Source organism: Streptococcus pseudopneumoniae (assembly GCF_001072925.1).
Lineage (GTDB): Bacteria > Bacillota > Bacilli > Lactobacillales > Streptococcaceae > Streptococcus > Streptococcus pseudopneumoniae_Q.
Window position 1 is genome coordinate 12925 of the sequence record NZ_JVHE01000110.1, and the last position, 24514, is coordinate 37438.

A 24514-nucleotide genomic window follows, 5' to 3' on the forward strand; every position below is an offset into this window, starting at 1 on the left:
GTTTTCAGAGACAACTAAACATTAAAATTGTCTAAACAATCATTCAAGGCTTGATTTTGAATCCTGTTTACTATAAAATAGTTAAGATTGGTGTCAAACTTTTATATTGCAAATAGGAGAAAAAATGACAAAAACTTTGAAACGTCCTGAGGTTCTATCACCTGCAGGAACACTAGAAAAACTAAAAGTAGCTGTTCAATACGGAGCAGATGCTGTCTTTATCGGTGGTCAGGCCTATGGTCTACGTAGCCGTGCTGGTAACTTCACTTTCGAACAAATGGAAGAAGGAGTTCAGTTTGCGGCTAAGTATGGCGCTAAGGTATATGTGGCTGCTAATATGGTTATGCACGAAGGAAATGAAGAAGGTGCCGGAGAATGGTTCCGTAAGTTGCGTGATATTGGTATTGCAGCGGTTATCGTTTCTGACCCTGCCTTAATCATGATTGCAGCAACAGAAGCACCAGGACTCGAAATCCACCTTTCAACACAAGCCAGTGCAACTAACTACGAAACCCTAGAATTCTGGAAAGAACTTGGATTGACTCGCGTCGTGTTGGCGCGTGAGGTTTCTATGGAAGAGTTGGCAGAAATTCGTAAACGTACAGATGTAGAAATCGAAGCCTTCGTACATGGTGCGATGTGTATTTCTTACTCTGGTCGTTGTACGCTCTCTAACCATATGAGTATGCGTGACGCTAACCGTGGTGGATGTTCACAATCTTGCCGTTGGAAATATGACCTTTACGATATGCCATTTGGTAAAGAACGTAAGAGCCTCAAGGGAGAAATTCCTGAAGAATTCTCCATGTCTGCAGTTGATATGTCTATGATTGACCATATTCCAGATATGATTGAAAATGGTGTGGACAGTCTTAAAATTGAAGGTCGTATGAAGTCTATCCACTATGTTTCAACAGTGACAAACTGCTACAAAGCTGCCGTTGATGCCTACCTTGAAAGTCCTGAAAAGTTTGAAGCTATCAAGCAAGACTTGATTGATGAAATGTGGAAGGTTGCCCAACGTGAATTGGCTACAGGTTTCTATTACGGAACACCATCTGAAAACGAACAACTATTCGGTGCTCGTCGTAAGATTCCAGAATACAAGTTTGTTGCTGAAGTAGTAGCTTATGATGATGCAACGCAAACAGCAACTATTCGCCAACGTAACGTTATCAACGAAGGAGACCAAGTTGAGTTTTATGGCCCAGGTTTCCGCCATTTTGAAACTTATATCGAAGACCTTCATGATGCCAAAGGTAACAAGATTGACCGTGCACCAAATCCAATGGAACTTTTAACTATCAAGGTTCCACAACCAGTACAAGCAGGTGATATGGTCCGTGCTTTGAAAGAAGGTTTGATTAATCTTTACAAAGAAGATGGAACAAGCGTTACAGTTCGTGCCTAGATAAGGAAAGTCAATGGTTCAAGCTCATGGATTACTAGTAGATGATGAAAGCAGATGTGTTCATTACCATAGTGATAAAGATATCGTAGCGCTCCAGTGTAATGAGTGTAAGAAATACTATGCCTGTTATCAGTGTCACAATGCGCTAGAGGATCACACATTTTCTCCCTATCCTTTAAGACTTAAACAGAATAAACCTATCTTATGTGGTTCCTGTAAGACGACCCTAACTTATGAGGAATATACAGAGAAAGGAAACTGTCCTCACTGTAAAGCTGCATTCAATCCAGCTTGCCAGAGCCACCATTTATATTATTTTAAATAAGAAACGATAAATCCAAGTTGTAAAACTTGGATTTTTCTTTTCAGAAAAATAGGAAAGATAAGGAAAATAACCTGAAAAGACATTAAAATTTTCTATATGATTGTCTTGAAAATCGTAAAATTAGAAATAAATGATTTGAAACGCTTTCAATGCTAGTAAAGAGTTGACAAAAGCAAATTTTAGGACTAAACTAGGGAAGTAAATTTAATTTAAAAAAGGAGAATTCGTCATGAATTTAACATTTTTCGGTCTATGTCTTGCCTGTATGGGTGTATCTCTTGCAGAAGGATTTTTGATGAACGGTTTGTTCAAATCTGCAGCACGCCAACCAGATATCATTCCACAATTGCGTAGTTTGATGATCATGGGGATTGCCTTTATCGAAGGAACTTTCTTTGTAACCTTGGCGATGTCATTCGTTATCAAATAGACAACTCTATTTAGAAATGGAGGTGTCAAACCATGGAAGAAAGTTTGAATCCAACCGTTAATATTGGACCAATATCCTTTGATTTGACCCTGCTTGCCATGTCTCTTGTAACTGTTTTGATGGTTTTTGCCTTTGTCTACTGGGCAAGTCGTAAAATGGCCATCCGTCCAAAGGGCAAACAGAATGCTCTTGAGATGATTTATGACTTTGTGATTGGTTTTACAAAACCAAACATTGGAGATTCATATATCAAGGATTATTCCTTGTTCTTGTTCTCTCTATTTCTGTTTATCTTGGTTGCCAACAATATTGGCTTAATGGCAAAAGTACAAACAACAAACGGTTATAACTTGTGGACTTCCCCAACAGCCAACCTTGGATACGATTTATCCCTCTCCTTATTGATCACTTTGATCGCCCATGTAGAAGGAATTCGTCGTAGAGGCGTTAAAGAATATTTGAGAGCATTTGTTACTCCTGGCTTTATGACTCCGATGAACGTTTTAGAAGAGTTCACCAATTTTGCCTCCTTGGCGATTCGGATTTACGGAAATATTTTCGCCGGTGAGGTCTTGGCAGGATTGTTATTAGCCTTGTCACAATATGCCTTTTATTGGTATCCTTTTGCCTTTATTGCAAACATGTTATGGACAGCCTTTTCAATTTTCATTTCATGTATTCAAGCGTATGTATTTACCATGTTGTCTTCTATGTACATTGGTAAAAAGGTAAATGGTGAGGAAGAGTAAGTAGAGGAGGATTAGAAGATGGATTTAACTATTAGTACCATTATCGGTGACTTTATTCTTATCGCTGGTTCCTTCCTTTTATTAATTTTTTTAGTTAAGAAATATGCTTGGGGAAATATTACCAGTATTTTGGATCAACGTGCTGAAAAGATTTCTTCAGATATTGATGGTGCTGAGGAAGCTCGTAAAAAGGCTGAGGAACTAGCAAGTAAGCGAGAGGCTGAGCTAGCAGGTAGCCGTACCGAAGCTAAAACGATTATCGAGAATGCAAAGGAAACAGCTGAAAAGAGCAAATCAGATATTCTGGCTGAAGCTAAGCTAGAAGCTGGTCGCTTGAAAGAAAAAGCTAACCAAGAAATTGCGCAAAATAAAGCTGAGGCTTTACAAAGCGTTAAAGGTGAGGTAGCAGATTTGACAGTTAGTCTAGCTGGAAAAATCATCTCACAAAACCTTGACGGTCATGCCCATAAAGAACTCATTGATCAGTATATTGATCAGCTAGGAGAAGCTTAATGGACAAAAAGACAGTAAAGGTAATTGAAAAATACAGCATGCCTTTTGTCCAATTGGTGATTGAAAAAGGAGAAGAAGATTCTATCTTCTCAGACTTGACCCAGATTAAGCAAGTCGCTGAAGAAACAGACTTGCCTTCTTTTTTGGCTCAGGTAGATGTTGATGAGTCTGACAAGGAAAAAACAGTCAGTTATTTCCAAGATTCTGCATCGCCATTATTACAAAACTTCATTCAAGTTCTGTTGTACAATCATCGTTCAAATCTTTTTTATGATGTGATTGTAGATTGTTTAAACCGTCTTGAGAGAGAAACGAATCGTTTTGAAGTAACGATTGTGTCTGCTCATCCTCTAACGGATGAACAAAAAGAACGTTTGCTTCCAATTATAGAGAAAAAGATGTCTTTAAAAGTGCGTAGCATTAAAGAAGAAATCGACGATAGTTTAATCGGTGGTTTTGTTATTATCGCCAATCACAAGACAATTGATGTTAGTATTAAACAACAACTTAAAGTTGTTAAGGAAAATTTGAAATAGAAAGTGGTGTTCTTTTGGCAATTAACGCACAAGAAATCAGCGCTTTAATTAAGCAACAAATTGAAAATTTCAAACCCAATTTTGATGTGACTGAAACTGGTGTTGTAACCTACATCGGTGATGGAATTGCGCGTGCTCATGGCCTAGAAAATGCCATGAGTGGAGAGTTGTTGATTTTTGAAAACGGCTCTTATGGTATGGCGCAAAACTTAGAATCAACTGATGTTGGTATTATCATCCTTGGAGATTTTACAGATATCCGCGAAGGCGATACCATTCGTCGTACAGGAAAAATCATGGAAGTTCCAGTTGGTGATAGCTTGATTGGACGTGTCGTGGATCCACTTGGTCGTCCAGTAGATGGGCTTGGTCCAATCGACACAAACAAAACTCGTCCAGTTGAAGCGCCAGCTCCTGGTGTTATGCAACGTAAATCAGTATCACAACCATTGCAAACTGGTTTGAAAGCTATTGATGCCCTTGTTCCAATCGGTCGTGGTCAACGTGAGTTGATTATCGGTGACCGTCAAACAGGGAAAACAACCATCGCTATCGATGCAATCTTGAACCAAAAAGGTCAAGATATGATTTGTATCTATGTAGCGATTGGTCAAAAAGAATCAACAGTTCGTACACAAGTAGAAACACTTCGCCAGTACGGAGCCTTGGATTACACAATCGTCGTGACAGCGTCAGCTTCACAACCTTCACCATTGCTTTTCCTTGCACCTTATGCAGGGGTTGCTATGGCCGAAGAATTTATGTACCAAGGTAAGCACGTATTGATTGTTTATGATGACTTATCTAAACAAGCGGTAGCTTATCGTGAACTTTCTCTCTTGCTCCGTCGTCCACCAGGTCGTGAAGCCTTCCCAGGGGATGTATTCTACCTTCATAGCCGTCTACTTGAGCGTTCAGCTAAAGTTTCGGATGAACTTGGTGGTGGATCTATTACAGCTCTTCCATTTATCGAGACACAAGCCGGAGATATCTCAGCCTATATCGCTACAAACGTAATCTCTATTACGGATGGACAAATCTTCCTAAGTGATAGTCTCTTTAATGCAGGTATCCGTCCAGCTATTGATGCAGGTTCTTCCGTATCTCGTGTTGGTGGTTCTGCTCAGATTAAGGCCATGAAGAAAGTTGCTGGTACACTCCGTATCGACCTTGCTTCATACCGTGAGTTGGAAGCCTTCACTAAATTTGGTTCTGACTTGGATGCGGCTACTCAGGCTAAATTGAACCGTGGCCGTCGTACTGTAGAAGTATTGAAACAACCTGTTCACAAACCATTACCTGTTGAGAAACAAGTTACTATTCTCTATGCTTTAACACATGGTTTCTTGGATACAATTCCTGTAGACGATATCGTTCGTTTCGAAGAAGAGTTCCATATGTTCTTTGATGCTCAACATCCTGAAATTTTGGAAACCATTCGTGAAACAAAAGACTTGCCAGATGAAGCAGTCTTGGATGCTGCGATTACTGAGTTTCTCAATCAATCAAGCTTCCAATAAGAATAGAGGTGTCAGATGGCAGTATCTCTAAATGATATTAAAACAAAAATCGCCTCAACAAAAAATACTAGTCAAATTACTAACGCTATGCAGATGGTTTCTGCAGCTAAGTTAGGTCGTTCTGAAGAAGCAGCTCGTAACTTCCAAGTTTATGCACAAAAAGTACGTAAACTGGTTACAGATATCCTTCACGGAGATGGCGCTGGCGGATCAACGAATCCAATGTTGATCAGTCGCCCCGTCAAAAAAACAGGCTATATCGTCATTACATCTGACCGTGGTCTTGTTGGAGGATATAATTCTTCAATCTTAAAAGCTGTCATGGAAATCCAGCAAGAATACCATCCTTCAGGTGATGACTTTGAGGTCATCTGTATCGGTGGTATGGGGGCAGATTTCTTCAAATCACGCGGTATTCAGCCAATCTATGAATTGCGTGGACTTGCAAGTCAACCAAGTTTTGATGAAGTTCGTAAGATTATCACAAAAACGATTGAAATGTATCAAAACGAACTTTTCGATGAGCTCTACGTTTGCTACAACCACCACGTGAATACATTGACAAGTCAAATGCGTGTAGAACAGATGCTTCCAATCGTGGACTTGGATCCAAATGAAGCAGATGATAACTATAGCTTGACCTTTGACCTTGAAACAAGTCGTGAAGAAATCTTGGATCAATTGCTACCACAGTTTGCAGAAAGTATGATTTATGGTGCTATTATTGATGCCAAGACAGCTGAAAATGCTGCAGGTATGACAGCCATGCAAACAGCGACTGATAATGCAAAAAAAGTCATTAATGATTTGACAATCCAGTATAACCGTGCCAGACAGGCGGCGATTACACAAGAAATCACAGAAATCGTGGCAGGAGCTAGCGCTTTAGAATAAAGCCATCCTGCTCATATCAATGAACTTAGGACCTAGCAAAACTAGGAACCGACAGTATCTTATATAGAATAGGAGAAGGAGATGAGTTCAGGTAAAATTGCTCAGGTTATCGGACCCGTTGTAGACGTTTTGTTTGCAGCAGGGGAAAAACTTCCTGAGATTAACAATGCACTTGTCGTCTACAAAAATGACGAAAAGAAAACAAAAATCGTCCTTGAAGTAGCCTTAGAGTTGGGGGATGGTATGATTCGTACCATCGCCATGGAATCAACAGATGGTTTGACTCGTGGAATGGAAGTATTGGACACAGGTCGTCCAATCTCTGTACCAGTAGGTAAAGAAACCTTGGGACGTGTCTTCAACGTTTTGGGAGATACCATTGACTTGGAAGCTCCTTTTGGAGAAGACGCAGAACGCCAGCCAATTCATAAAAAAGCACCTACTTTTGATGAGTTGTCTACCTCTTCAGAAATCCTCGAAACGGGGATTAAGGTTATCGACCTTCTTGCCCCTTATCTTAAAGGTGGTAAAGTCGGACTCTTCGGTGGTGCCGGAGTCGGTAAAACTGTCTTGATCCAAGAATTGATTCACAACATTGCCCAAGAACACGGTGGTATCTCAGTATTTACTGGTGTTGGGGAACGTACTCGTGAAGGGAACGACCTATATTGGGAAATGAAAGAATCAGGCGTTATCGAAAAAACAGCCATGGTATTTGGTCAGATGAATGAACCACCAGGAGCACGTATGCGTGTTGCCCTTACTGGTTTGACAATCGCTGAATACTTCCGTGATGTAGAAGGCCAAGACGTTCTTCTCTTCATTGACAACATCTTCCGTTTCACACAAGCTGGTTCAGAAGTGTCTGCCCTTTTGGGTCGTATGCCATCAGCCGTTGGTTATCAGCCAACCCTCGCAACAGAAATGGGTCAATTGCAAGAACGTATCACGTCAACTAAGAAGGGTTCTGTAACCTCTATCCAGGCCATCTACGTGCCAGCGGATGACTATACTGACCCAGCGCCAGCAACAGCCTTCGCTCACTTGGACTCTACAACAAACTTGGAGCGTAAATTGGTTCAATTGGGGATTTACCCAGCCGTTGACCCACTTGCTTCAAGCTCACGTGCCTTGGCACCTGAAATTGTTGGAGAAGAGCACTATGCAGTAGCTGCAGAAGTTAAACGTGTTCTTCAACGTTACCATGAGTTGCAAGATATTATTGCCATCCTTGGTATGGATGAACTTTCTGACGAAGAAAAGACTTTGGTTGCTCGTGCACGCCGTATTCAGTTCTTCTTGTCACAAAACTTCAACGTTGCGGAACAATTTACTGGTCAACCAGGTTCTTATGTTCCAGTTGCGGAAACAGTTCGTGGATTTAAGGAAATTCTTGATGGAAAACACGATCATCTCCCAGAAGATGCCTTCCGTGGAGTAGGTTCAATCGAAGATGTTATTGCTAAGGCTGAAAAAATGGGATTTTAAGAGGTGATCTATGGCTCAGTTAACTGTCCAGATCGTGACACCAGATGGCCTCGTCTATGATCACCATGCCAGCTTTGTATCGGTTCGAACTCTGGATGGTGAGATGGGGATCTTGCCACGACATCAAAATATGATTGCGGTATTAGCAGTTGATGAAGTTAAAGTCAAACGTATTGATGATGATTCTCATGTCAACTGGATAGCAGTAAATGGAGGAATCATCGAGATTGCAAATGATGTGATTACTATCATTGCAGACTCAGCTGAGCGTGCTCGTGATATCGATATTAGCCGTGCAGAACGTGCCAAACTTCGTGCCGAACGTGAAATTGAAGAAGCACAAGACAAACACTTGATTGACCAAGAGCGTCGTGCTAAGATTGCATTACAACGTGCTATTAACCGAATCAATGTCGGAAATAAACTATAAAAAAATGAGGTTGGGACAAAAAGATCCCGACCTCACTTTTTATTAGCAATCAAACTTTGACGCGGTAGCTGAATGAACTTTTTGTTCGTCTTTTAGATTCCAAAAAGCTCCTAATCATCCTCGCGGGGTTGGGACTACAAAATCTAGACTTTGTCTATCGATTTCTGTCTCACCGCCATTTTTCTATGTTTAAAAAGTGACGCAAACCGCTTCAGGAACGTGAAAGTCATTGGAAAGTTCTGCAAGACGACCAGTTTCTGGATTGCGTTTAAATACTGTTGCATTATCAGAATCCTGATGAACAGCGATGAGAAATTCTTGGTCTGGTGAGAGAATAAAATCTCGAGGAGTTTTTCCGTTTGTAGGAACGAATTCCAACAATTCTAAACTGCCATCAGCTAGAATTGTGTAGACTACAATAGAATCGTGACCACGGTTTGATGCGTAAAGATATTTTCCATCTTCTGAGAGACGAATTGCAGCAGTTCCATTAAAGTCATTAAATCCTTCAGGGAGTGTAGAAATAACTTGCATTTTTTCAAATGCACCAACACCATCATAAATCAAAACTTCAATTGTACTATTGAGTTCACAGATGAGATAAGCAATTTTGTAGTGGTTATGAAAAACAAGGTGACGTGCACCAGCACCAGGGCTGCAGTTGTAAGTAGCTAGCTTATTTAGTTTTCCTTCTGGATTGACATCATAAGTAGTAACCTCATCAGTACCCAAGTCGCAAGTCACTAAATACTGATCTGGTGTTAAATCTGTAAAGTGTACATGTGGAGTAGTTTGATTTTCATGAGGACCATGACCTCTATGTTGAACTGTATCAGCCAATTCAAGACTACCATCTTTTTTTCGTTTATAGACCAGAACTTGTCCCTTATGATAGTTAGCACCGTATACTAGACCACGTTTTTCATCGACAGCAACATAACAGTGAGGGGCACCTTCTGTTACAACATGGTTAAGCAAAGTACCATCAGTTTGATAGGCAGCAATTCCCCCTTGTCCGTCTTTGCTACCGACAGTGTAGAGGTGATTTTCTTGATCAAATGCAAGATAGGTAGGACTTGGTTCAGTAGTAAATAGTTTAAGATTTGATAATTGCCCAGTCTCTGTATCAAAATCAGCTTGATAAATCCCTTGGGATAAGCGACGAGTGTAGGTTCCGAAATAAATTGTTTCAATCATATCTATACCTCTAAATAAAGATGTTTCTATTATATCATAAATTGGGATAACTGAAGATAATGGTAGGGAAAAGAATGAAACTTCTAAGTATAAAATTAGTAAAATGCAAGATGGATTTTTAGAGTTTTCAATCGTCACCTCAACACTTTAAAAACAGTTTATTCTCTGTAAAAATGGTATAATGAAAAGACAAAGGAAAGGAAGTAGATATGGAACAAAAAGAGAAACATTTTAATTTATCTTGGTTTTTTAAATGGTTTTTAGATAATAAGGCTGTTACTGTATTTTTGGTAGCCTTGTTACTAGGTCTCAATATTTTTATTTTAAGTAAGATTAGTTTTTTATTTATCCCTGTCGTTGATTTTTTATCAGTGGTCATGTTACCTGTTATTTTATCAGGATTGCTTTTTTATCTCTTAAACCCACTGGTGGATTTGATGGAGAAGTACAAGATAAATCGTGTCTTAGCCATTAGTATTATCTTTGTCATTATTGCTGTACTTCTGATTATTGGTCTGGCTGTCGCGATTCCAAATCTTCAACGTCAAGTAGTTATTTTTGCGCAAAATGTACCAAATTATCTCGAAGATGCTGATAGAGTTATTGATGATCTTGTAACTAAGCGTTTGCCAGATGACTTTAGACCTCAACTGGAACAGGTTCTGGCTCAGTTTTCAACACAAGCAACTGCTTGGGCAAGTAATATATCTTCTAAGGCTGTGAACTGGGTGAGTGCTCTTATCAGTGGAACGTCTCAAGTCATTGTCGCTCTAATTATCATGCCGTTTATGCTCTTTTATCTCCTTAGAGATGGGAAAGGTTTGAGAGATCATATCACTCAATTCTTACCAAATAAATTGAGAGAACCAGTAGGTAAGGTTCTAACGGATGTGAACCAACAACTTTCTAACTATGTTAGAGGACAAATTACTGTTGCTATTATCGTGGCAATTATGTTTATCATCTTCTTTAAAATTATTGGTTTGAGATATGCGGTGACTCTTGGTATTACTGCTGGGGTCTTAAATCTTATCCCTTATCTTGGAAGTTTCCTTGCTATGATACCAGCTCTGGTCTTAGGGTTAATTGCTGGACCAGTTATGCTCTTGAAAGTTATTATCGTTTTTATCGTAGAGCAGACAATTGAAGGTCGTTTTGTGTCTCCATTGATTTTAGGTAGTCAGCTAAACATCCATCCAATCACTATTCTATTCGTTTTGTTGACGTCTGGTTCTATGTTTGGTGTTTGGGGAGTCCTATTGGGAATTCCTGTTTATGCTTCAGCCAAAGTTGTTATTTCAGCTATTTTTGAATGGTATAAAAAAGTTAGTGGTCTGTATGAGTTAGAAGAGGAGGTTGAAGGTGAGCAATAGTCAAGAAATGCTTGAAGCTTTGGATCAGCAAGATTTAACAAGAGCTGATCACTATTTTCAAAAAGCATTGCTAGAAGACTCTGATGATCTTCTTCTGGAACTGGCTTATTATCTAGAGGGTATTGGTTTTTATCCACAAGCTCGTCAAATCTATGAAAAAATAGCTCCATTATTTCCAGAAGTAAATCTCAATCTAGCTAGTATCGCAAGTGAAGACGGACAAATTGAAGAAGCATTTGCCTATCTGGAAGAAATTCAACCCAATAGCGATTCTTATGTATCTGCTCTTGTTTTAAAGGCTGATTTCTATCAAATGGAAGGATTGACGGATGTAGCTCGCGACAAGCTATTAGAAGCTCTTAATTATTCTGATGATCTTTTATTGATTTTTGGGCTAGCAGAGTTAGATAGTGAACTTGGAAATGATTTAGAAGCGATTAAGGGCTATGCTCAACTGGATAATCGTGAAATATATGAGCAGACAGGGATTTCGACCTATCAACGAATTGGAACTGCCTATGCTCGACTTGGAAAGTTTGAATCAGCCATAGAGTTTTTAGAAAAAGCTTTAGAGTTAGAGTATGAAGATCAGACTGCATTTGAATTAGCAAGTCTTTATTTTGATCAAGAGGAATATCAAAAGGCAGTTTTATATTTTAAACAACTGGATACTATTTCTCCAGATTTTGAAGGGTATGAGTATGGTTATAGTCAGGCTCTACATAAGGAACACCAGACTGAGCAAGCCTTACTGATAGCTCAACAAGGTTTGGAAAAAAATCCATTCGAAACACGTTTACTACTCCTTGCTTCACAATTATCTTACGAATTGCATCAACCTGAGCAGGCGGAAACTTATCTTCTTCAAGCTCAAGAAGATGCGGAAGACCAAGAAGAAATCCTCTTGCGACTAGCAACCATGTATCAGGAGCAAGAACGATATGAGGATATTCTAGCCTTAGAAGTATATGAGCCAGAAAATCTCTTGACTAAGTGGATGATTGCACGGAGTTACCAAGAAACTGAAGATTTGGATGTTGCCTATGAATCTTATCAGGCATTGGTTTCAGAACTCAAGGAAAATCCTGAGTTTTTAGAGCAATACATTCATCTATTACGCGAACTTGGAAGGTTTGAAGAAGCAAAAGAACAGATCCAACACTATCTCAAGTTGGTTCCTGATGACATACAGATGCAAGATTTGTATGAACGTTTATGATGATACCAAAATAGTCGTCTTAGCAGGCGACTATTTTTATAAAATGAAAGATTTAAAAATCTATAAATTCCATCATAAAAATGAATAGATACAGTATGAATTTTTAGCATTTTTTTGATATAATTGTTATAGTTAAATTGAAAAAACTCACTCAAAAAGTGAAAATAGAAAGATTTGAATTATGACACAAGTAAAAATCGTAACAGATTCTTCTGTTACCATTGAACCAGAAGTGGTCAAAGAATTAAATATTACCGTCGTTCCGCTCTCTGTAATGATTGATAGTGTTCTTTATTCGGATGCTGATCTTGAAGAAGGGGAATTTCTTCGCTTGATGAAAGAGAGTAAAAATCTGCCTAAAACAAGTCAACCTCCAGTTGGACTCTTTGCTGAGATTTTTGATGAGTTAAGTAAAGACGGTAGTCAAATTTTAGCCATTCATATGTCTCATGCCTTATCAGGAACTGTCGAAGCAGCTCGTCAGGGTGCAAGTTTGTCAACGGCTAATGTGACCGTATTGGATAGTTCTTTTACAGATCAAGCCCTAAAATTTCAAGTGGTTGAAGCAGCTAAGTTAGCTCAAGAAGGACAAAACATAGAAACAATTGTGGCTCATGTTGAAGAAGTCAAGAAAAATACAGAGCTCTACATCGGTGTTTCTACCTTAGAAAACCTTGTTAAAGGTGGTCGTATTGGCCGAGTGACAGGTCTTTTAAGCTCTCTATTAAATATCCGAGTAGTCATGCAGATGAAGGATGACGAATTGCAACCAATTGTTAAAGGACGTGGGGCTAAGACCTTTAAGAAGTGGTTGGATGAACTGGTTTCAAAACTGTCAGAGCGTTCTGTTTCTGAGATTGGTATTTCCTATTCTGGAACTAGGGACTGGGCAGAAGAGATGAAAGAAATCCTACAACCATTCGTTGAAAAACCAATCTCTGTACTTGAAACAGGTTCGATTATTCAGACCCATACAGGTGAAAATGCTTGGGCTATTTTAGTCAGATATGAGTCCTAAAAAAATAAAGAAAATAGCAAGAAATAGCGTTTTTGACTTGACCTACAAGAGAATTTAGGATATGATTGTAATTGTTAATTAGAAAATATTTGGAGGAATTATTAACATGGCAAACAAACAAGATTTGATCGCTAAAGTAGCAGAAGCTACAGAATTGACAAAGAAAGACTCAGCAGCAGCAGTTGATGCTGTATTTGCAGCAGTAGCTGATTACCTTGCAGCTGGTGAAAAAGTTCAATTGATTGGTTTTGGTAATTTCGAAGTTCGTGAGCGTGCAGCACGTAAAGGTCGCAACCCACAAACTGGTAAAGAAATCACTATCGCAGCTTCAAAAGTTCCAGCATTCAAAGCTGGTAAAGCTCTTAAAGACGCTGTTAAATAATGAATTTAGAAAAAGCCCATTGTATCAAGCTTTCTAGCTTGGTCGATAGGCTTTTTTTGTAGTTTTGGGGCAAAAAGGGGGCAGGAGAGAACAGTCTCTTTTATGCCAGTTATGAATTCTAAGCTATACCCATTGGTAAGATTGATGAAGCTGAGAAAGCTATCTCAAGTTAGACTTGCAAAGAAAAGATTTAGGCCACCATCCATACAATTGGCACTAAATGGATAGCAAACAAGGATGGTGAGAAGAGTTTCCTTTCAAGTATTGAGCCCCTTATAGTATTTCTTGACAGAGTTAGTGAAAGGGTTTACAATTATATAAAAGAAGTTAGGAGGAAAGGAAGATGATTATTTCAACTACGGGAATTGAAGGGAAAAAAAACTAGCCTACAAAGGAATTGTCTTTGGTGAAGTAGTTGCTGGAGTTAATATGTTCAAAGATATGGCTGCTGGCTTCCGTAATGTTTTTGGAAGTCGAGCGAGTAGTTATGAAGGTGAATTGACTCAAGCAAGAGAAGAAGCTATAGCAGAAATGATGGAGCGTGCAAGTGAACGTGGAGCAAATGCTATTATAGGTATAAAAATGGACTATGAAACTTTAGGTGCTGAAAATGGTATGCTGATGGTCACTTGTAGTGGAATAGCAGTAGTCGTTGACTCCTGATTTGAAGAAACAAAAAAGAACAGCTAGAGCTGTTCTTTTTATGATTATTTGAGACCGTATTTTTTGTTGAAACGATCCACGCGTCCATCTGCTTGAGTGAACTTTTGACGTCCAGTGTAGAATGGGTGTGAGTCTGATGAAATTTCCACACGGATCAATGGGTAAGTTTCACCTTCGAACTCAACAGTTTCGTTAGAGCGTTTTGTTGAACCGCTAAGGAATTGGTAACCAGTAGTTGTGTCCATGAAGACAACTGGGCGATATTCTGGATGGATATCTTTTTTCATTTTGCAATATTTCCTTTCTGCCATGGTCTCTTTGCGAGCCATAGATTGTTACCATACTAGTCTAACAGATTATGCTAAGTTTGGCAAGCTTTTTATCTATTTTTTCAGTAAGTTTTTTAATTTTTGGTAGATGACTTCATTTTCCTCTAGGCTATAGGAGTTAGCACCACTTGCAAGTGGGTGACCTCCACCATCATGTTCTTTTGCAACACCATTGATTGGAACGAATTTACTGCGAAGTCGAACGCGATAGTGGCCATCTGCTTGTTCCACAAATATTCCCCAAAGGTTAACAGTATCAATACGTCCTGGAGCGCCAACAATGGCTGCTGTTTCTGCGTCTGTTACTTGATATGTTTTTAGAATTTCTTGAGTCAAAATGACACGCGCAACACCGTTTTCATCAACTTCTAAGTGATCATAGACATAACCTTGAAGTTTAGCAATTTTAAAGCTCATGGTGTCCATTTTACGTGCTAATTCAGCATAGTCAAAGTTATGTTTTCTTAGTTTACTAGCAATTCGAAGGGTACGAGCAGAAGTAGACGGATAAAGGAAACGGCCGGTATCGCCAATAATTCCAGCGCATAGCATTTTAGCTGCATAGTCAGATAATTCAAGATTAGTTGCTTCAGCAAAGAGAACAATCATCTCACTGGCACTGCTCGAGTTGGTATCTACCCAAACAAGATCTCCGTATACTTCATCATTTGGATGGTGGTCAATCTTGATAACAGTTTCAGCATGTTGGTAACGCTTATCATCAATGCGAGCCGTATTGGCTGTATCACAAATGATAGCAAGCGCGCCTTGATAATCTTTGTCTTCTACCTGATCCATCTTTGTAAGCCATGTTAGAGTAGGTTCATCATAACCGACTACCTTGATTTTTTTTTCTGGGAAATGATGTTCCAGAAGTGCTTTGAGTCCAACCTGACTTCCTAAGGCATCAGGATCTGGTTTCATGTGACGGTGAATGATGATGGTATCGTATGCTTTAATTTTTTCTAAAATTTGATGGCAAATTTCCATAAGTGACCTCAATTCTTTCTTATTTCATTGTAGCACAAGAGTTTTTATTTTTAAAATGAAAAAGATGTGATATAATGGAGAAAGATAAATTGAGGAGGACGATATGGCATTAGCAAAAATTGTATTTGCCAGTATGACCGGTAATACCGAAGAAATTGCAGATATTGTAGCAGATAAATTGCGTGAGTTGGGCTTAGAGGTGGATGTTGATGAGTGTACAACTGTTGACGCATCTGACTTTCTTGAAGCAGATATCGCAATCGTTGCAACCTACACTTACGGTGATGGAGAGTTACCAGATGAGATGATGGACTTCTACGAAGACCTAGCAGATCTTAACTTGAGTGGCAAAATCTACGGTGTGGTAGGATCAGGCGATACTTTCTACGATGAGTTCTGTAAGGCTGTTGATGACTTTGATCGTGTATTTGTGGCAACAGGAGCTGAAAAGGGATCAGAGTGTGTCAAAGTGGATCTCTCTGCAGAAGAAGAAGATATCGAACGCTTGGAACAATTTGCAGAAGAATTGGCTGCTAAAGTAGGATAAGCATGAAGTTGCACTGATGAAAGTTGTCAGTGCAGTTTTTGTTAGTCGTCCCTAGGGATGAACTAGCCCATTTAGAAGCTTTTTGATACAATCATTCAAATAATGAAGGAGACTCTATGGATTTAGATATTATTAGACAAGAAATCGATCAAATTGATGACCAAATTGTAAAACTCTTAGAAGAAAGAATGCATCTAGTTGAGAGTGTAGTGGCTTATAAAAAAGCTTCAGGAAAAGCTATTCTAGATACTAAAAGAGAAGAAGTTATCTTTGAAAAAGTCAGAAATCACGTCAGCAATAAAAAATACGAAGAGACAATCGTTGAGACTTTTTCTGATATTCTCAAACGTTCGCGCGATTATCAGGATAAAAACATCAAATGAAAAAAGAACAATTTTATCCATTAGGAATCTTTCTAGCTGCCATGCTAGGAGGACTTGTCCGATATCAGATTTCGAGATGGTTGCCAGCTAGTCCAGATTTTCCATGGGGAACTCTCTTTGCTAACTATCTAGGAATTTTCTGCTTAGTCTATCTTGTCAAAGGTTATTTGGTTTATAAGGGAAGCAGTAAAGGTGTCATTTTAGCGCTTGGAACTGGCTTCTGTGGAGGTTTAACGACTTTTTCAAGCCTCATGTTAGATGGCGTGAAATTGCTGGATACAGGTTCTTACCTAAGTCTAGTAATCTATCTAGTTCTGAGCATTGGTGGTGGACTTTTATTGGCTTATTGTTTAGGGAGGAAGAAATGGTAGTATTATATCTAGCGCTTGCTTGTGGACTAGGTGCCCTCGTGCGTTATTTCTTTTCACGTTATAATCAGGGTTCAGTACTGCCTCTAGGAACTCTCATAGCTAATCTACTGGGCTGTTTTTTGATTGGCTTATTTTACAATCATGTGGAGTCTAAAGAAGTCTATCTTATCCTTGCCACAGGATTTTGTGGAGGTCTAACCACTTTTTCAACCTTGAATGATGAACTCCAAAAACTCTTAGCTGATAAGAAGGTCTTTTACAGATATTTTCTCTTGACCTACTTAGGTGGTTTGCTTGCTATTTTTTTAGGAATTTTACTGTAAATTTCTTTACTTTTTTTAAGAAATTTGGTAAACTGTATCTTGTGTGTAATGGACGCACAAAAATACAGTTTATCCGCTGAGGAAGCTTCCTCAAGATTGACAAAGATAGGAGAATAAAATGAATCCATTAATCCAAAGCTTGACAGAAGGTCAACTTCGTACTGATATCCCATCATTCCGTCCTGGTGACACTGTTCGTGTACACGCGAAAGTTGTCGAAGGTAACCGTGAACGTGTTCAGATCTTTGAAGGTGTCGTTATTGCACGTAAAGGTGCTGGCATCTCAGAAAACTACACAGTTCGTAAAATCTCTAACGGTGTAGGTGTTGAACGTATCTTCCCAATCCACACTCCACGTGTTGAAAAGATCGAAGTTGTTCGTTACGGTAAAGTACGTCGTGCGAAATTGTACTACTTGCGTGCTCTTCAAGGTAAAGCAGCTCGTATCAAAGAAATCCGTCGTTAATTCGACCAAAAAACTCTGCTCATTCGGCAGAGTTTTTCTCTAGCTCCCTTAGTTCAATGGATATAACAACTCCCTCCTAAGGAGTAGTTGCAGGTTCGATTCCTGCAGGGGGCATATAATTTACTAGGGGTTTGAGCTGTTTCGCCCCAAAGTCGCGCCTAAAATTGCAAATATCTCTCTGACTTCTCAGTTACTTGCCTCTTCCAACTCTTTCAATTGGTGAGCATAGACTTCAATAGTGACGTTCATGTTTTCATAATTGAGGATTTTTGAATTGAAAGTAAATCGCTTGACATAGGGTGTTTAAACTCTTGATTTTTATAAAATTAAGCAATCCAAATAGTTAGATAAGAAGCGTGATTTCACGCTTTTTTGTATATAGTGAATGATGATGTTGAGACGGATTTGAATATAAGTTTACTAAAGAAAAATATTATCGATAATTGCAGATAATGATTTGATTTTTTAGGAAGGAAAGAGTAAAATTTGATTAATATAACAATTTCTTAGGAGTGTAATGATGAATGGTTTAGTTTTAGGATTAGATATTGGTATTGCGTCAGTTGGAGCGGGTATTCTAAAAAAAGATAGTGGAGAGATTATCCATTCGAATGCTCGTCTTTTTCCAGCTGCAACTGCTGATAATAATGTTGTGAGAAGGGGCAGTAGACAAGCTAGACGATTAACTCGTCGAAAAAGACATCGTGCTGTTCGTCTTCATGATTTATTTGAAGACTATGGTTTGTTAACTGATTTTTCCAAGGTTTCTATTAATTTAAATCCTTATAAACTTCGTGTAGAAGGAATGAATATACAGCTGACAACCGAAGAGTTATTTATCGCCCTCAAGAATATTATTAAGAGAAGGGGAATTAGCTACTTAGATGATGCTTCTGAGGATGGTGGTACAGTATCGTCTGATTACGGGAAGGCAGTTGAAGAAAATAGAAAATTACTTTCGGAACAGACACCAGGTCAAATTCAACTAGAACGATTCGAAAAATATGGTCAGGTTAGAGGAGATTTTACTGTTGAAGAAAATGGTGAAAAACGCAGATTGATCAATGTTTTTTCAACATCTGCTTATAGAAAAGAAGCTGAAAGAATTCTTAGAAAACAACAAGAATTCAATAATAAGATTACTGATGACTTTATAGAGGATTATTTGACAATCCTTACAGGTAAAAGAAAATACTACCATGGGCCAGGAAATAAAAAATCACGGACTGACTATGGAAGGTATACTACTAAGAAAGATTCTGAAGGTAAGTACATAACATTAGATAATATTTTTAGTGTTTTAATTGGTAAATGTACCTTTTATCCTGAGGAATATCGTGCTTCAAAAGCTTCCTATACTGCACAAGAATTCAACTTATTAAATGATTTAAATAATTTAACTGTTCCAACAGAAACCAAGAAACTGAGTGAGGAACAAAAGAAGACAATTGTCGAATATGCAAAGACGGCTAGAACATTAGGAGCTTCAACCCTATTGAAGTATATTGCTAAGCTAATTGATGCTTCGGCAGATCAGATACATGGTTATCGAGTTGACGTAAATAAAAAACCTGAAATGCACACCTTTGATGTCTATCGGAAAATGCAATCTTTAGAGACTTTTAATGTTAATGAAATGCCTAGAGAAGTTCTAGATGAGCTTGCTCATATTCTAACTTTAAATACAGAGCGAGAAGGTATAGAAGAAGCTATCAACACGAAGTTAAAGGGTACATTTAATCAAGATCAAGTTCTTGAATTGGTTCAATTTAGAAAAAATAATAGCAATTTATTCAGTAAGGGTTGGCATAATTTTTCTCTAAAACTTATGATGGAGTTGATTCCAGAACTCTATGCAACTTCAGAAGAGCAAATGACAATTCTTACTCGACTAGGGAAACAAAAATCTAAAGAGATCTCAAAACGAACCAAGTATATTGATGAGAAAGAAATAACAGAGGAAATTTATAACCCTGTAGTAGCAAAATCTGTCAGACAAGCCATAAAGATAATCAACGAAGCGACTAAACAGTATGGAATCTTTGATCATATCGTTATCGAAATGGCGCGTGAAACTAACGAAGAAGATGCTAAGAAAGATTATATCAAACGTCAAAAAGCAAACCTAGATGAAAAAAATGCTGCCATGGAAAAAGCGGCTTTCCAATACAATGGGAAAAAAGAGTTACCGGATAGTATTTTTCATGGACATAAGGAATTAGCCACTAAGATTCGTTTATGGCATCAACAAGGAGAAAAGTGTCTTTACACTGGAAAGAATATCCCAATTTCAGATTTGATTCAAAATCAATACAAGTACGAAATTGATCATATTCTGCCTCTATCTTTATCTTTTGATGATAGTTTATCTAATAAGGTATTAGTACTTGCTACGGCAAACCAAGAAAAAGGGCAACGTACACCATTTCAGGCTTTAGATCGTATGGATGATGCTTGGTCTTATCGTGAGTTTAAATCATATGTAAAAGATTCTAAATTATTAGGTAATAAAAAGAAAGATTATCTATTAACGGAAGAAGATATTAGTAAGATAGAGGTTAAACAGAAGTTTATCGAACGAAATTTAGTGGATACTCGGTATTCTTCTCGAGTTGTTTTAAATGCTCTACAAGATTTTTATAAAAATCATCATTTCGATACAACAATTTCTGTGGTACGTGGGCAGTTCACTTCTCAGCTAAGAAGAAAGTGGGGGCTTGAAAAATCTCGTGAGACTTATCACCATCATGCTGTTGATGCCTTAATTATTGCTGCTTCTAGCCAATTAAGATTATGGAAGAAACAGAATAATCCTCTGATTTTTTATAAAGAAGGACAATTCGTTGATTCAGAAACTGGAGAAATTCTTTCATTAAATGACGATGAATATAAAGAATTAGTATTTAAAGCGCCATATGACCATTTCGTTGATACATTGCGTAGCAAGACATTTGAGGATAGCATTTTATTTTCTTATCAAGTAGATTCAAAATATAATCGAAAAATTTCAGACGCTACCATTTACGCAACAAGAAAAGCAAAATTGGATAAAGATAAATCTAAAGAAACGTATGTTTTAAGTAAGATTAAAGATATTTATAGCCAAGCAGGTTATGATGCTTTCATTAAAATTTACAATAAAGATAAGAGTAAATTCTTGATGTATCACAAAGATTCACAAACATTTGAGAAGGTAATTGAAGAGATTTTAAGAACCTATCCTTCTAAAGAATTTAATGATAAGAATAAAGAGGTTCCTTGTAATCCTTTTGAGAAATATAGACAAGAAAATGGACCTATCCGTAAGTACAGTAAAAAAGGCAATGGTCCAGAAATTAAAAGTCTGAAATACTATGATAAAAATATTCCTGAATCATTTATTAACATAACTCCTTCTAATAGTAAAAATAAAGTAATCCTACGTCAATTAAATCCTTGGAGAACAGATGTCTATTTTAATCATCAGACGGAGAAGTATGAGTTGCTTGGATTAAAATATGCAGATTTACAATTTGAAAAGAAGACTGGGACTTATTCTATAACTATTGATAAATATAATGAAATTAAAGAAAAAGAAGGAGTGGGCGAGCAGTCAGAATTCAAATTCACCTTATATAAAAATGACTTGCTTTTAATTAAGGATACGAAAAATAACGAGAAACAGATTTTTAGATTCTTATCTAGAACAATGCCAAATGTGAAACATTATGTAGAACTAAAACCTTATAATAAAGCCAAATTTGATGGTAACCAGCCATTGATAACAATCTTTGGAAATGTTGCGAAGGGAGGGCAGTGTTTGAAAGGATTAAATAAACCTAATATTTCTATATATAAAATTAAAACAGATGTTTTAGGTAATAAATATTTCATTAAAAAAGAGGGTGATAAACCAAAACTCAAATTTTAAAAAGTTTCAAAATAGAGTTGCAAATGCTTTTACAATGTATTATAATAGTAACTGTAAGGGACGCCTTACACAGTTACTTAAATCTTGCAGAAGCTACAAAGATAAGGCTTCATGCCGAATTCAACACCCTGTCAATTATGGCGGGGTGTTTTCGTTTTGTAAAGAGGACAGGATTATGACTTGGAGAATTGTACATGTTTGTCAGAGTGAAAAAATGCAATTAAAGTTGGATAATATTTTAATTAAGAAAATGGGTCAAGACTATGTGATCCCACTGAGTGATATTTCGATAATCGTAGCGGAAGGAGGGGAGACTGTTGTAACTCTGAGGTTATTAAGTGCTTTAAGTAAGTATAATATTGCCTTGATTGTCTGTGATAATGAGCACTTACCTACAGGGATTTACCATTCACAAAATGGTCATTTCAGAGCTTATAAAAAATTACAAGAGCAATTATTGTGGACGCAAGAACAAAAAGACAAATTATGGCAGATAGTAACCTATTTCAAAATAAATAATCAGCAAGATGTTCTCGCAATGTTTGAGAAAAACCTTGATTGTATCCAATTATTAGCGGACTATAAAGAACATATTGAATATGGAGATAAAACCAATCGTGAAGGACATGCTGCCAAAGTTTATTTTAATGAACTCTTTGGAAAGAAATTTGTACGCCTTACTCAACAGGAAGCAGATGTCATCAATGCAGGACTAAATTACGGCTACGCGATTATGAGAGCTCAGATGGCACGGATAATTGCAGGTTACGGTTTGAATCCCTTAATCGGAATTTTTCATAAGAATGAATATAACCAATTTAATCTGGTTGATGACTTAATGGAACCTTTTCGGCAGATTGTCGATGTTTGGGTCTACCAAAATTTACGAGATGAAGAATATTTGAAATATGAATTCCGCTTAGCGTTGACGGATACACTGAATGCAAAGATTCGTTATGGGAAAGAAACGTGTTCGGTAACAGTAGCAATGGATAAATATGTCAAAGGTTTTCTAAAATGTATTTCTGATAAGGATACGAGTAAATTTTACTGTCCTGTGGTATCGAGCATAGAATGGAGTTAAAGAAATGAGGTACGAAGCATTGAGATTATTGTGTTTTTTTGATCTACCAATGGAAACAAATCAAGACAAAAGAGTTTATCGCAATTTTCGGAAAGATTTAATTGCCAATGGTTTTGAGATGTTACAGTTTTCTGTTTATTATAGAACCTGTCCGAATCGAAGTTTTGCTAGTAAATTCTATAAAAAATTAAGTCAGAGTAATTTACCAAGTGGGAATGTCCGTTTACTTTCAGTTACAGAGAAACAATTTTCTGAAATGGTTTTAATCATTGGTGGAAAAACAAAGCAAGAAGAAGTAGTCAGTGATCATAAGTTGGTAGTTATATGAAAATGAACGTCAGTCATCCATACAAGGATAATATTTCATTAAGTTTTGGTCAATTTACTCAAATCGTAGGTCAAGATCAGCAAGTAAAGTACTATATTTGGCAGATCCTATTATGGTATTTTGGAGGTAAAAAATATAGTGAGGAAGATTTAGTCCTATTTGAACAAAATGAACCTAAAATCTTAATAGACTATATGGTGGTTTCACGTTCGGAATTCAGAGTGATTCAACTATCGAACATTAACGATCTAATTGAACAAATGGAGTATAAGAAAGGAACGATAGCTTATGATTATATAAAGAATAAGATTAATACAGTGGAGATGATAGAGCAAATTGAAAATATCAATGATAATCTCGATAGGATTTCATTGCTATTAAATCAAAATTTGAATCTTCAACTAGATGAAATTAATTATCATACAGAAGCGAAATATTTTAATACAGATCAATTGATTCAAAAAAATTTTTTGCCCTATTTTGGACAAAATGATAAAAATATATCCTTTGAATTTGTAGACAATAAGAAAAAGTTTTTATTATTTCTTTCCATGTTAGAAGTTGTAGTTACGAATAGTTCTGAAAAGATCTTACTTGTCTTACGAAATTTAGATGATTATCTATCTTACAAGGAATTTGTTGAGTGTTGCGAAAAGATGGAACTTTTAACAAATCATAGCAACTTGCTTTATATTATTTCGTTTCCTTCAAATGAAGGTTATCTTCATGTCACTAAAGAAGTAATGGAGGAGATTAATATCGTTTCTGATTACGTTGATCATTTTTATTCTTTAGCATTTATGTACGAACGATTTAGCAATCAATACCCAATAAATCAAATACCTGATGAGAAAGAATTTTTAAACTCTTTAAGAAAGATTGGTTCCTATTTATTTAGTGCAGACATTCTTCACATGAGTTTGTCCATCGAGGATCAAGTAGTATTAAAGATTTTAAATAATTTGTATCAGTATGAAATGAAAACAAAATTCTCTATTGGATCAATCAATCCTATGTTATTGAAATATTTGGAAGAATAGTATTGACGAGTAGGATTTAAGAATTTATAATATCTTTGAGGGGACAAAAAACAAAATTGACGAATTTGAGGTTTTTGTACTCTCAAGATTTAAGTAACTGTACAACCGATACTATTTTTAGTATGATAGCTGACCAGTTTTTGTACTCTCAAGATTTAAGTAACTGTACAACAATCTTTTTCCACTTTCCAACCTGTACAGTGTTTTTGTACTCTCAAGATTTAAGTAACTGTACAACTATCTTCTAAAATAGGTTTTAAACGACTAAGTTTTTGTACTCTCAAGATTTAAGTAACTGTACAACTGGGTTATCCAGAGCAATAGAGCAAATGGCGTTTTTGTACTCTCAAGATTTAAGTAACTGTACAACCCGAATTGGAGGTATAAAGTTTGATTTATTGTTTTTGTACTCTCAAGATTTAAGTAACTGTACAACTGTTGATGGAAATGCTGAATGCGAGCATGAGTTTTTGTACTCTCAAGATTTAAGTAACTGTACAACCATCGTTAAAGGTTCGCTTCTCTTGAACAGGTTTTTGTACTCTCAAGATTTAAGTAACTGTACAACGCTGCGGGAGCAATGGAGTCACTAATC

General features: G+C 37.2%; 26 protein-coding genes, 1 tRNA gene, 1 pseudogene and 1 CRISPR repeat array. Of the genes and pseudogenes, 25 read left to right on the forward strand and 3 right to left on the reverse strand.

Annotated elements, in window-relative coordinates:
* The first annotated feature begins 124 nt into the window (after positions 1–124).
* The 10 genes from ADH81_RS08360 (at position 125) to ADH81_RS08405 (ending at position 8296) form a co-directional block, all read left to right on the forward strand.
* Complete coding sequence (locus ADH81_RS08360) at positions 125–1411, forward strand: peptidase U32 family protein (RefSeq protein WP_000169115.1); 1287 nt, start codon at positions 125–127, stop codon at positions 1409–1411.
* A 13-nt stretch (positions 1412–1424) separates the two neighbouring features.
* Positions 1425–1736, forward strand: a complete 312-nt coding sequence (locus ADH81_RS08365) for a CHY zinc finger protein (RefSeq protein ID WP_045763458.1) — start codon at positions 1425–1427, stop codon at positions 1734–1736.
* 229 nt (positions 1737–1965) lie between these two features.
* A complete protein-coding gene (locus ADH81_RS08370) occupies positions 1966–2166 on the forward strand; it encodes a F0F1 ATP synthase subunit C (protein WP_001054551.1) in 201 nt (66 codons plus the stop codon).
* 32 nt (positions 2167–2198) lie between these two features.
* Positions 2199–2915, forward strand: coding sequence for a F0F1 ATP synthase subunit A (atpB, locus tag ADH81_RS08375; protein ID WP_000392935.1), 717 nt, complete (start codon positions 2199–2201; stop codon positions 2913–2915).
* A gap of 18 nt (positions 2916–2933) precedes the next feature.
* Positions 2934–3428 carry a F0F1 ATP synthase subunit B gene (gene atpF, locus ADH81_RS08380; RefSeq protein WP_000366310.1) on the forward strand — a complete coding sequence of 165 codons (495 nt, stop codon included), beginning with the start codon at positions 2934–2936 and terminating at the stop codon, positions 3426–3428.
* Positions 3428–3964: a F0F1 ATP synthase subunit delta gene (locus ADH81_RS08385; protein ID WP_000359024.1), complete on the forward strand. Its 537-nt coding sequence runs from the start codon at positions 3428–3430 to the stop codon at positions 3962–3964. Before atpF ends, ADH81_RS08385 begins: the two co-directional genes overlap by 1 nt.
* Positions 3965–3978: 14 nt before the next feature.
* Positions 3979–5484, forward strand: coding sequence for a F0F1 ATP synthase subunit alpha (gene atpA / locus ADH81_RS08390; RefSeq protein ID WP_049503616.1), 1506 nt, complete (start codon positions 3979–3981; stop codon positions 5482–5484).
* A gap of 15 nt (positions 5485–5499) precedes the next feature.
* Positions 5500–6378, forward strand: coding sequence for a F0F1 ATP synthase subunit gamma (locus ADH81_RS08395; RefSeq protein ID WP_045763457.1), 879 nt, complete (start codon positions 5500–5502; stop codon positions 6376–6378).
* A gap of 81 nt (positions 6379–6459) precedes the next feature.
* A complete protein-coding gene (gene atpD / locus ADH81_RS08400) occupies positions 6460–7866 on the forward strand; it encodes a F0F1 ATP synthase subunit beta (protein WP_000094353.1) in 1407 nt (468 codons plus the stop codon).
* Between the two features lie 10 nt (positions 7867–7876).
* The gene (locus ADH81_RS08405; protein WP_049503620.1) at positions 7877–8296 is read left to right on the forward strand and encodes a F0F1 ATP synthase subunit epsilon; all 420 of its coding nucleotides are present in this window, start codon (positions 7877–7879) and stop codon (positions 8294–8296) included.
* 189 nt (positions 8297–8485) lie between these two features.
* Here the strand turns inward: ADH81_RS08405 and ADH81_RS08410 are convergent, their stop codons facing one another.
* Positions 8486–9493, reverse strand: coding sequence for a lactonase family protein (locus ADH81_RS08410; protein WP_049528181.1), 1008 nt, complete (start codon positions 9491–9493; stop codon positions 8486–8488).
* Positions 9494–9702: 209 nt separating this feature from the next.
* Between ADH81_RS08410 and ADH81_RS08415 the strand changes: the two genes are divergently transcribed.
* The 5 genes and pseudogenes from ADH81_RS08415 to ADH81_RS08435 all read left to right on the forward strand — a co-directional run bounded on the left by ADH81_RS08415 (position 9703) and on the right by ADH81_RS08435 (position 14148).
* Positions 9703–10866, forward strand: a complete 1164-nt coding sequence (locus ADH81_RS08415; RefSeq protein ID WP_049528185.1) for an AI-2E family transporter — start codon at positions 9703–9705, stop codon at positions 10864–10866.
* Positions 10856–12085 carry a tetratricopeptide repeat protein gene (locus ADH81_RS08420; protein ID WP_049528187.1) on the forward strand — a complete coding sequence of 410 codons (1230 nt, stop codon included), beginning with the start codon at positions 10856–10858 and terminating at the stop codon, positions 12083–12085. Before ADH81_RS08415 ends, ADH81_RS08420 begins: the two co-directional genes overlap by 11 nt.
* A 181-nt stretch (positions 12086–12266) precedes the next feature.
* Entirely contained in the window at positions 12267–13103 is an 837-nt protein-coding gene (locus ADH81_RS08425) for a DegV family protein (RefSeq protein WP_049528190.1), read from the forward strand.
* Positions 13104–13209: 106 nt separating this feature from the next.
* Entirely contained in the window at positions 13210–13485 is a 276-nt protein-coding gene (locus ADH81_RS08430; RefSeq protein ID WP_001284633.1) for an HU family DNA-binding protein, read from the forward strand.
* Between the two features lie 343 nt (positions 13486–13828).
* Positions 13829–14148, forward strand: a pseudogene (locus tag ADH81_RS08435) (heavy metal-binding domain-containing protein).
* Between the two features lie 44 nt (positions 14149–14192).
* Here the strand turns inward: ADH81_RS08435 and ADH81_RS08440 are convergent.
* Positions 14193–14435 carry a type B 50S ribosomal protein L31 gene (locus ADH81_RS08440; protein ID WP_000710764.1) on the reverse strand — a complete coding sequence of 81 codons (243 nt, stop codon included), beginning with the start codon at positions 14433–14435 and terminating at the stop codon, positions 14193–14195.
* Positions 14436–14531: 96 nt separating this feature from the next.
* A complete protein-coding gene (locus tag ADH81_RS08445) occupies positions 14532–15467 on the reverse strand; it encodes a DHH family phosphoesterase (protein WP_049528194.1) in 936 nt (311 codons plus the stop codon).
* A 103-nt stretch (positions 15468–15570) separates the two neighbouring features.
* Between ADH81_RS08445 and ADH81_RS08450 the strand changes: the two genes are divergently transcribed.
* The 10 genes from ADH81_RS08450 (at position 15571) to csn2-St (ending at position 23919) form a co-directional block, all read left to right on the forward strand.
* Entirely contained in the window at positions 15571–16014 is a 444-nt protein-coding gene (locus ADH81_RS08450; protein WP_001162134.1) for a flavodoxin, read from the forward strand.
* Between the two features lie 116 nt (positions 16015–16130).
* Entirely contained in the window at positions 16131–16397 is a 267-nt protein-coding gene (locus ADH81_RS08455) for a chorismate mutase (RefSeq protein WP_049528196.1), read from the forward strand.
* A complete protein-coding gene (crcB, locus tag ADH81_RS08460) occupies positions 16394–16768 on the forward strand; it encodes a fluoride efflux transporter CrcB (RefSeq protein ID WP_049528198.1) in 375 nt (124 codons plus the stop codon). The genes ADH81_RS08455 and crcB (ADH81_RS08460) overlap by 4 nt, the downstream gene beginning before the upstream one ends.
* Positions 16762–17091: a fluoride efflux transporter CrcB gene (gene crcB / locus ADH81_RS08465; RefSeq protein ID WP_049528200.1), complete on the forward strand. Its 330-nt coding sequence runs from the start codon at positions 16762–16764 to the stop codon at positions 17089–17091. The genes crcB (ADH81_RS08460) and crcB (ADH81_RS08465) overlap by 7 nt, the downstream gene beginning before the upstream one ends.
* Before the next feature lie 118 nt (positions 17092–17209).
* Positions 17210–17557 (forward strand): 50S ribosomal protein L19, encoded by a 348-nt coding sequence (rplS, locus tag ADH81_RS08470; RefSeq protein WP_001068670.1) that lies wholly within the window; start codon positions 17210–17212, stop codon positions 17555–17557.
* A 42-nt stretch (positions 17558–17599) separates the two neighbouring features.
* Positions 17600–17671, forward strand: a tRNA-Arg gene (locus tag ADH81_RS08475).
* Positions 17672–18077: 406 nt separating this feature from the next.
* Positions 18078–21467, forward strand: coding sequence for a type II CRISPR RNA-guided endonuclease Cas9 (gene cas9 / locus ADH81_RS08480; RefSeq protein WP_049528203.1), 3390 nt, complete (start codon positions 18078–18080; stop codon positions 21465–21467).
* Positions 21468–21642: 175 nt separating this feature from the next.
* Positions 21643–22551: a type II CRISPR-associated endonuclease Cas1 gene (cas1, locus tag ADH81_RS08485; protein WP_049528205.1), complete on the forward strand. Its 909-nt coding sequence runs from the start codon at positions 21643–21645 to the stop codon at positions 22549–22551.
* Between the two features lie 4 nt (positions 22552–22555).
* Positions 22556–22879: a CRISPR-associated endonuclease Cas2 gene (gene cas2, locus ADH81_RS08490; protein WP_049528207.1), complete on the forward strand. Its 324-nt coding sequence runs from the start codon at positions 22556–22558 to the stop codon at positions 22877–22879.
* Positions 22876–23919 (forward strand): CRISPR-associated protein Csn2-St, encoded by a 1044-nt coding sequence (gene csn2-St / locus ADH81_RS08495; protein ID WP_049528208.1) that lies wholly within the window; start codon positions 22876–22878, stop codon positions 23917–23919. The genes cas2 and csn2-St overlap by 4 nt, the downstream gene beginning before the upstream one ends.
* Before the next feature lie 70 nt (positions 23920–23989).
* Positions 23990–24487: a CRISPR direct-repeat array (repeat unit 36 nt; unit sequence GTTTTTGTACTCTCAAGATTTAAGTAACTGTACAAC).
* Positions 24488–24514: the final 27 nt, after the last annotated feature.

Excerpts from the sequence above, each read along its gene's own strand:
- ADH81_RS08415 (WP_049528185.1), top strand. The coding sequence starts at position 9,703 with ATGGAACAAAAAGAGAAACATTTTAATTTATCTTGGTTTTTTAAATGG.
- ADH81_RS08410 (WP_049528181.1), bottom strand. The coding sequence starts at position 9,493 with ATGATTGAAACAATTTATTTCGGAACCTACACTCGTCGCTTATCCCAA.
- ADH81_RS08450 (WP_001162134.1), top strand. The coding sequence starts at position 15,571 with ATGGCATTAGCAAAAATTGTATTTGCCAGTATGACCGGTAATACCGAA.
- ADH81_RS08395 (WP_045763457.1), top strand. The coding sequence starts at position 5,500 with ATGGCAGTATCTCTAAATGATATTAAAACAAAAATCGCCTCAACAAAA.
- atpD (WP_000094353.1), top strand. The coding sequence starts at position 6,460 with ATGAGTTCAGGTAAAATTGCTCAGGTTATCGGACCCGTTGTAGACGTT.
- rplS (WP_001068670.1), top strand. The coding sequence starts at position 17,210 with ATGAATCCATTAATCCAAAGCTTGACAGAAGGTCAACTTCGTACTGAT.
- atpF (WP_000366310.1), top strand. The coding sequence starts at position 2,934 with ATGGATTTAACTATTAGTACCATTATCGGTGACTTTATTCTTATCGCT.
- crcB (WP_049528200.1), top strand. The coding sequence starts at position 16,762 with ATGGTAGTATTATATCTAGCGCTTGCTTGTGGACTAGGTGCCCTCGTG.
- ADH81_RS08425 (WP_049528190.1), top strand. The coding sequence starts at position 12,267 with ATGACACAAGTAAAAATCGTAACAGATTCTTCTGTTACCATTGAACCA.
- ADH81_RS08370 (WP_001054551.1), top strand. The coding sequence starts at position 1,966 with ATGAATTTAACATTTTTCGGTCTATGTCTTGCCTGTATGGGTGTATCT.
- ADH81_RS08430 (WP_001284633.1), top strand. The coding sequence starts at position 13,210 with ATGGCAAACAAACAAGATTTGATCGCTAAAGTAGCAGAAGCTACAGAA.
- ADH81_RS08440 (WP_000710764.1), bottom strand. The coding sequence starts at position 14,435 with ATGAAAAAAGATATCCATCCAGAATATCGCCCAGTTGTCTTCATGGAC.
- cas9 (WP_049528203.1), top strand. The coding sequence starts at position 18,078 with ATGAATGGTTTAGTTTTAGGATTAGATATTGGTATTGCGTCAGTTGGA.
- atpB (WP_000392935.1), top strand. The coding sequence starts at position 2,199 with ATGGAAGAAAGTTTGAATCCAACCGTTAATATTGGACCAATATCCTTT.
- ADH81_RS08385 (WP_000359024.1), top strand. The coding sequence starts at position 3,428 with ATGGACAAAAAGACAGTAAAGGTAATTGAAAAATACAGCATGCCTTTT.
- ADH81_RS08360 (WP_000169115.1), top strand. The coding sequence starts at position 125 with ATGACAAAAACTTTGAAACGTCCTGAGGTTCTATCACCTGCAGGAACA.
- ADH81_RS08405 (WP_049503620.1), top strand. The coding sequence starts at position 7,877 with ATGGCTCAGTTAACTGTCCAGATCGTGACACCAGATGGCCTCGTCTAT.
- crcB (WP_049528198.1), top strand. The coding sequence starts at position 16,394 with ATGAAAAAAGAACAATTTTATCCATTAGGAATCTTTCTAGCTGCCATG.
- ADH81_RS08445 (WP_049528194.1), bottom strand. The coding sequence starts at position 15,467 with ATGGAAATTTGCCATCAAATTTTAGAAAAAATTAAAGCATACGATACC.
- ADH81_RS08455 (WP_049528196.1), top strand. The coding sequence starts at position 16,131 with ATGGATTTAGATATTATTAGACAAGAAATCGATCAAATTGATGACCAA.
- cas2 (WP_049528207.1), top strand. The coding sequence starts at position 22,556 with ATGAGGTACGAAGCATTGAGATTATTGTGTTTTTTTGATCTACCAATG.
- csn2-St (WP_049528208.1), top strand. The coding sequence starts at position 22,876 with ATGAAAATGAACGTCAGTCATCCATACAAGGATAATATTTCATTAAGT.
- ADH81_RS08365 (WP_045763458.1), top strand. The coding sequence starts at position 1,425 with ATGGTTCAAGCTCATGGATTACTAGTAGATGATGAAAGCAGATGTGTT.
- cas1 (WP_049528205.1), top strand. The coding sequence starts at position 21,643 with ATGACTTGGAGAATTGTACATGTTTGTCAGAGTGAAAAAATGCAATTA.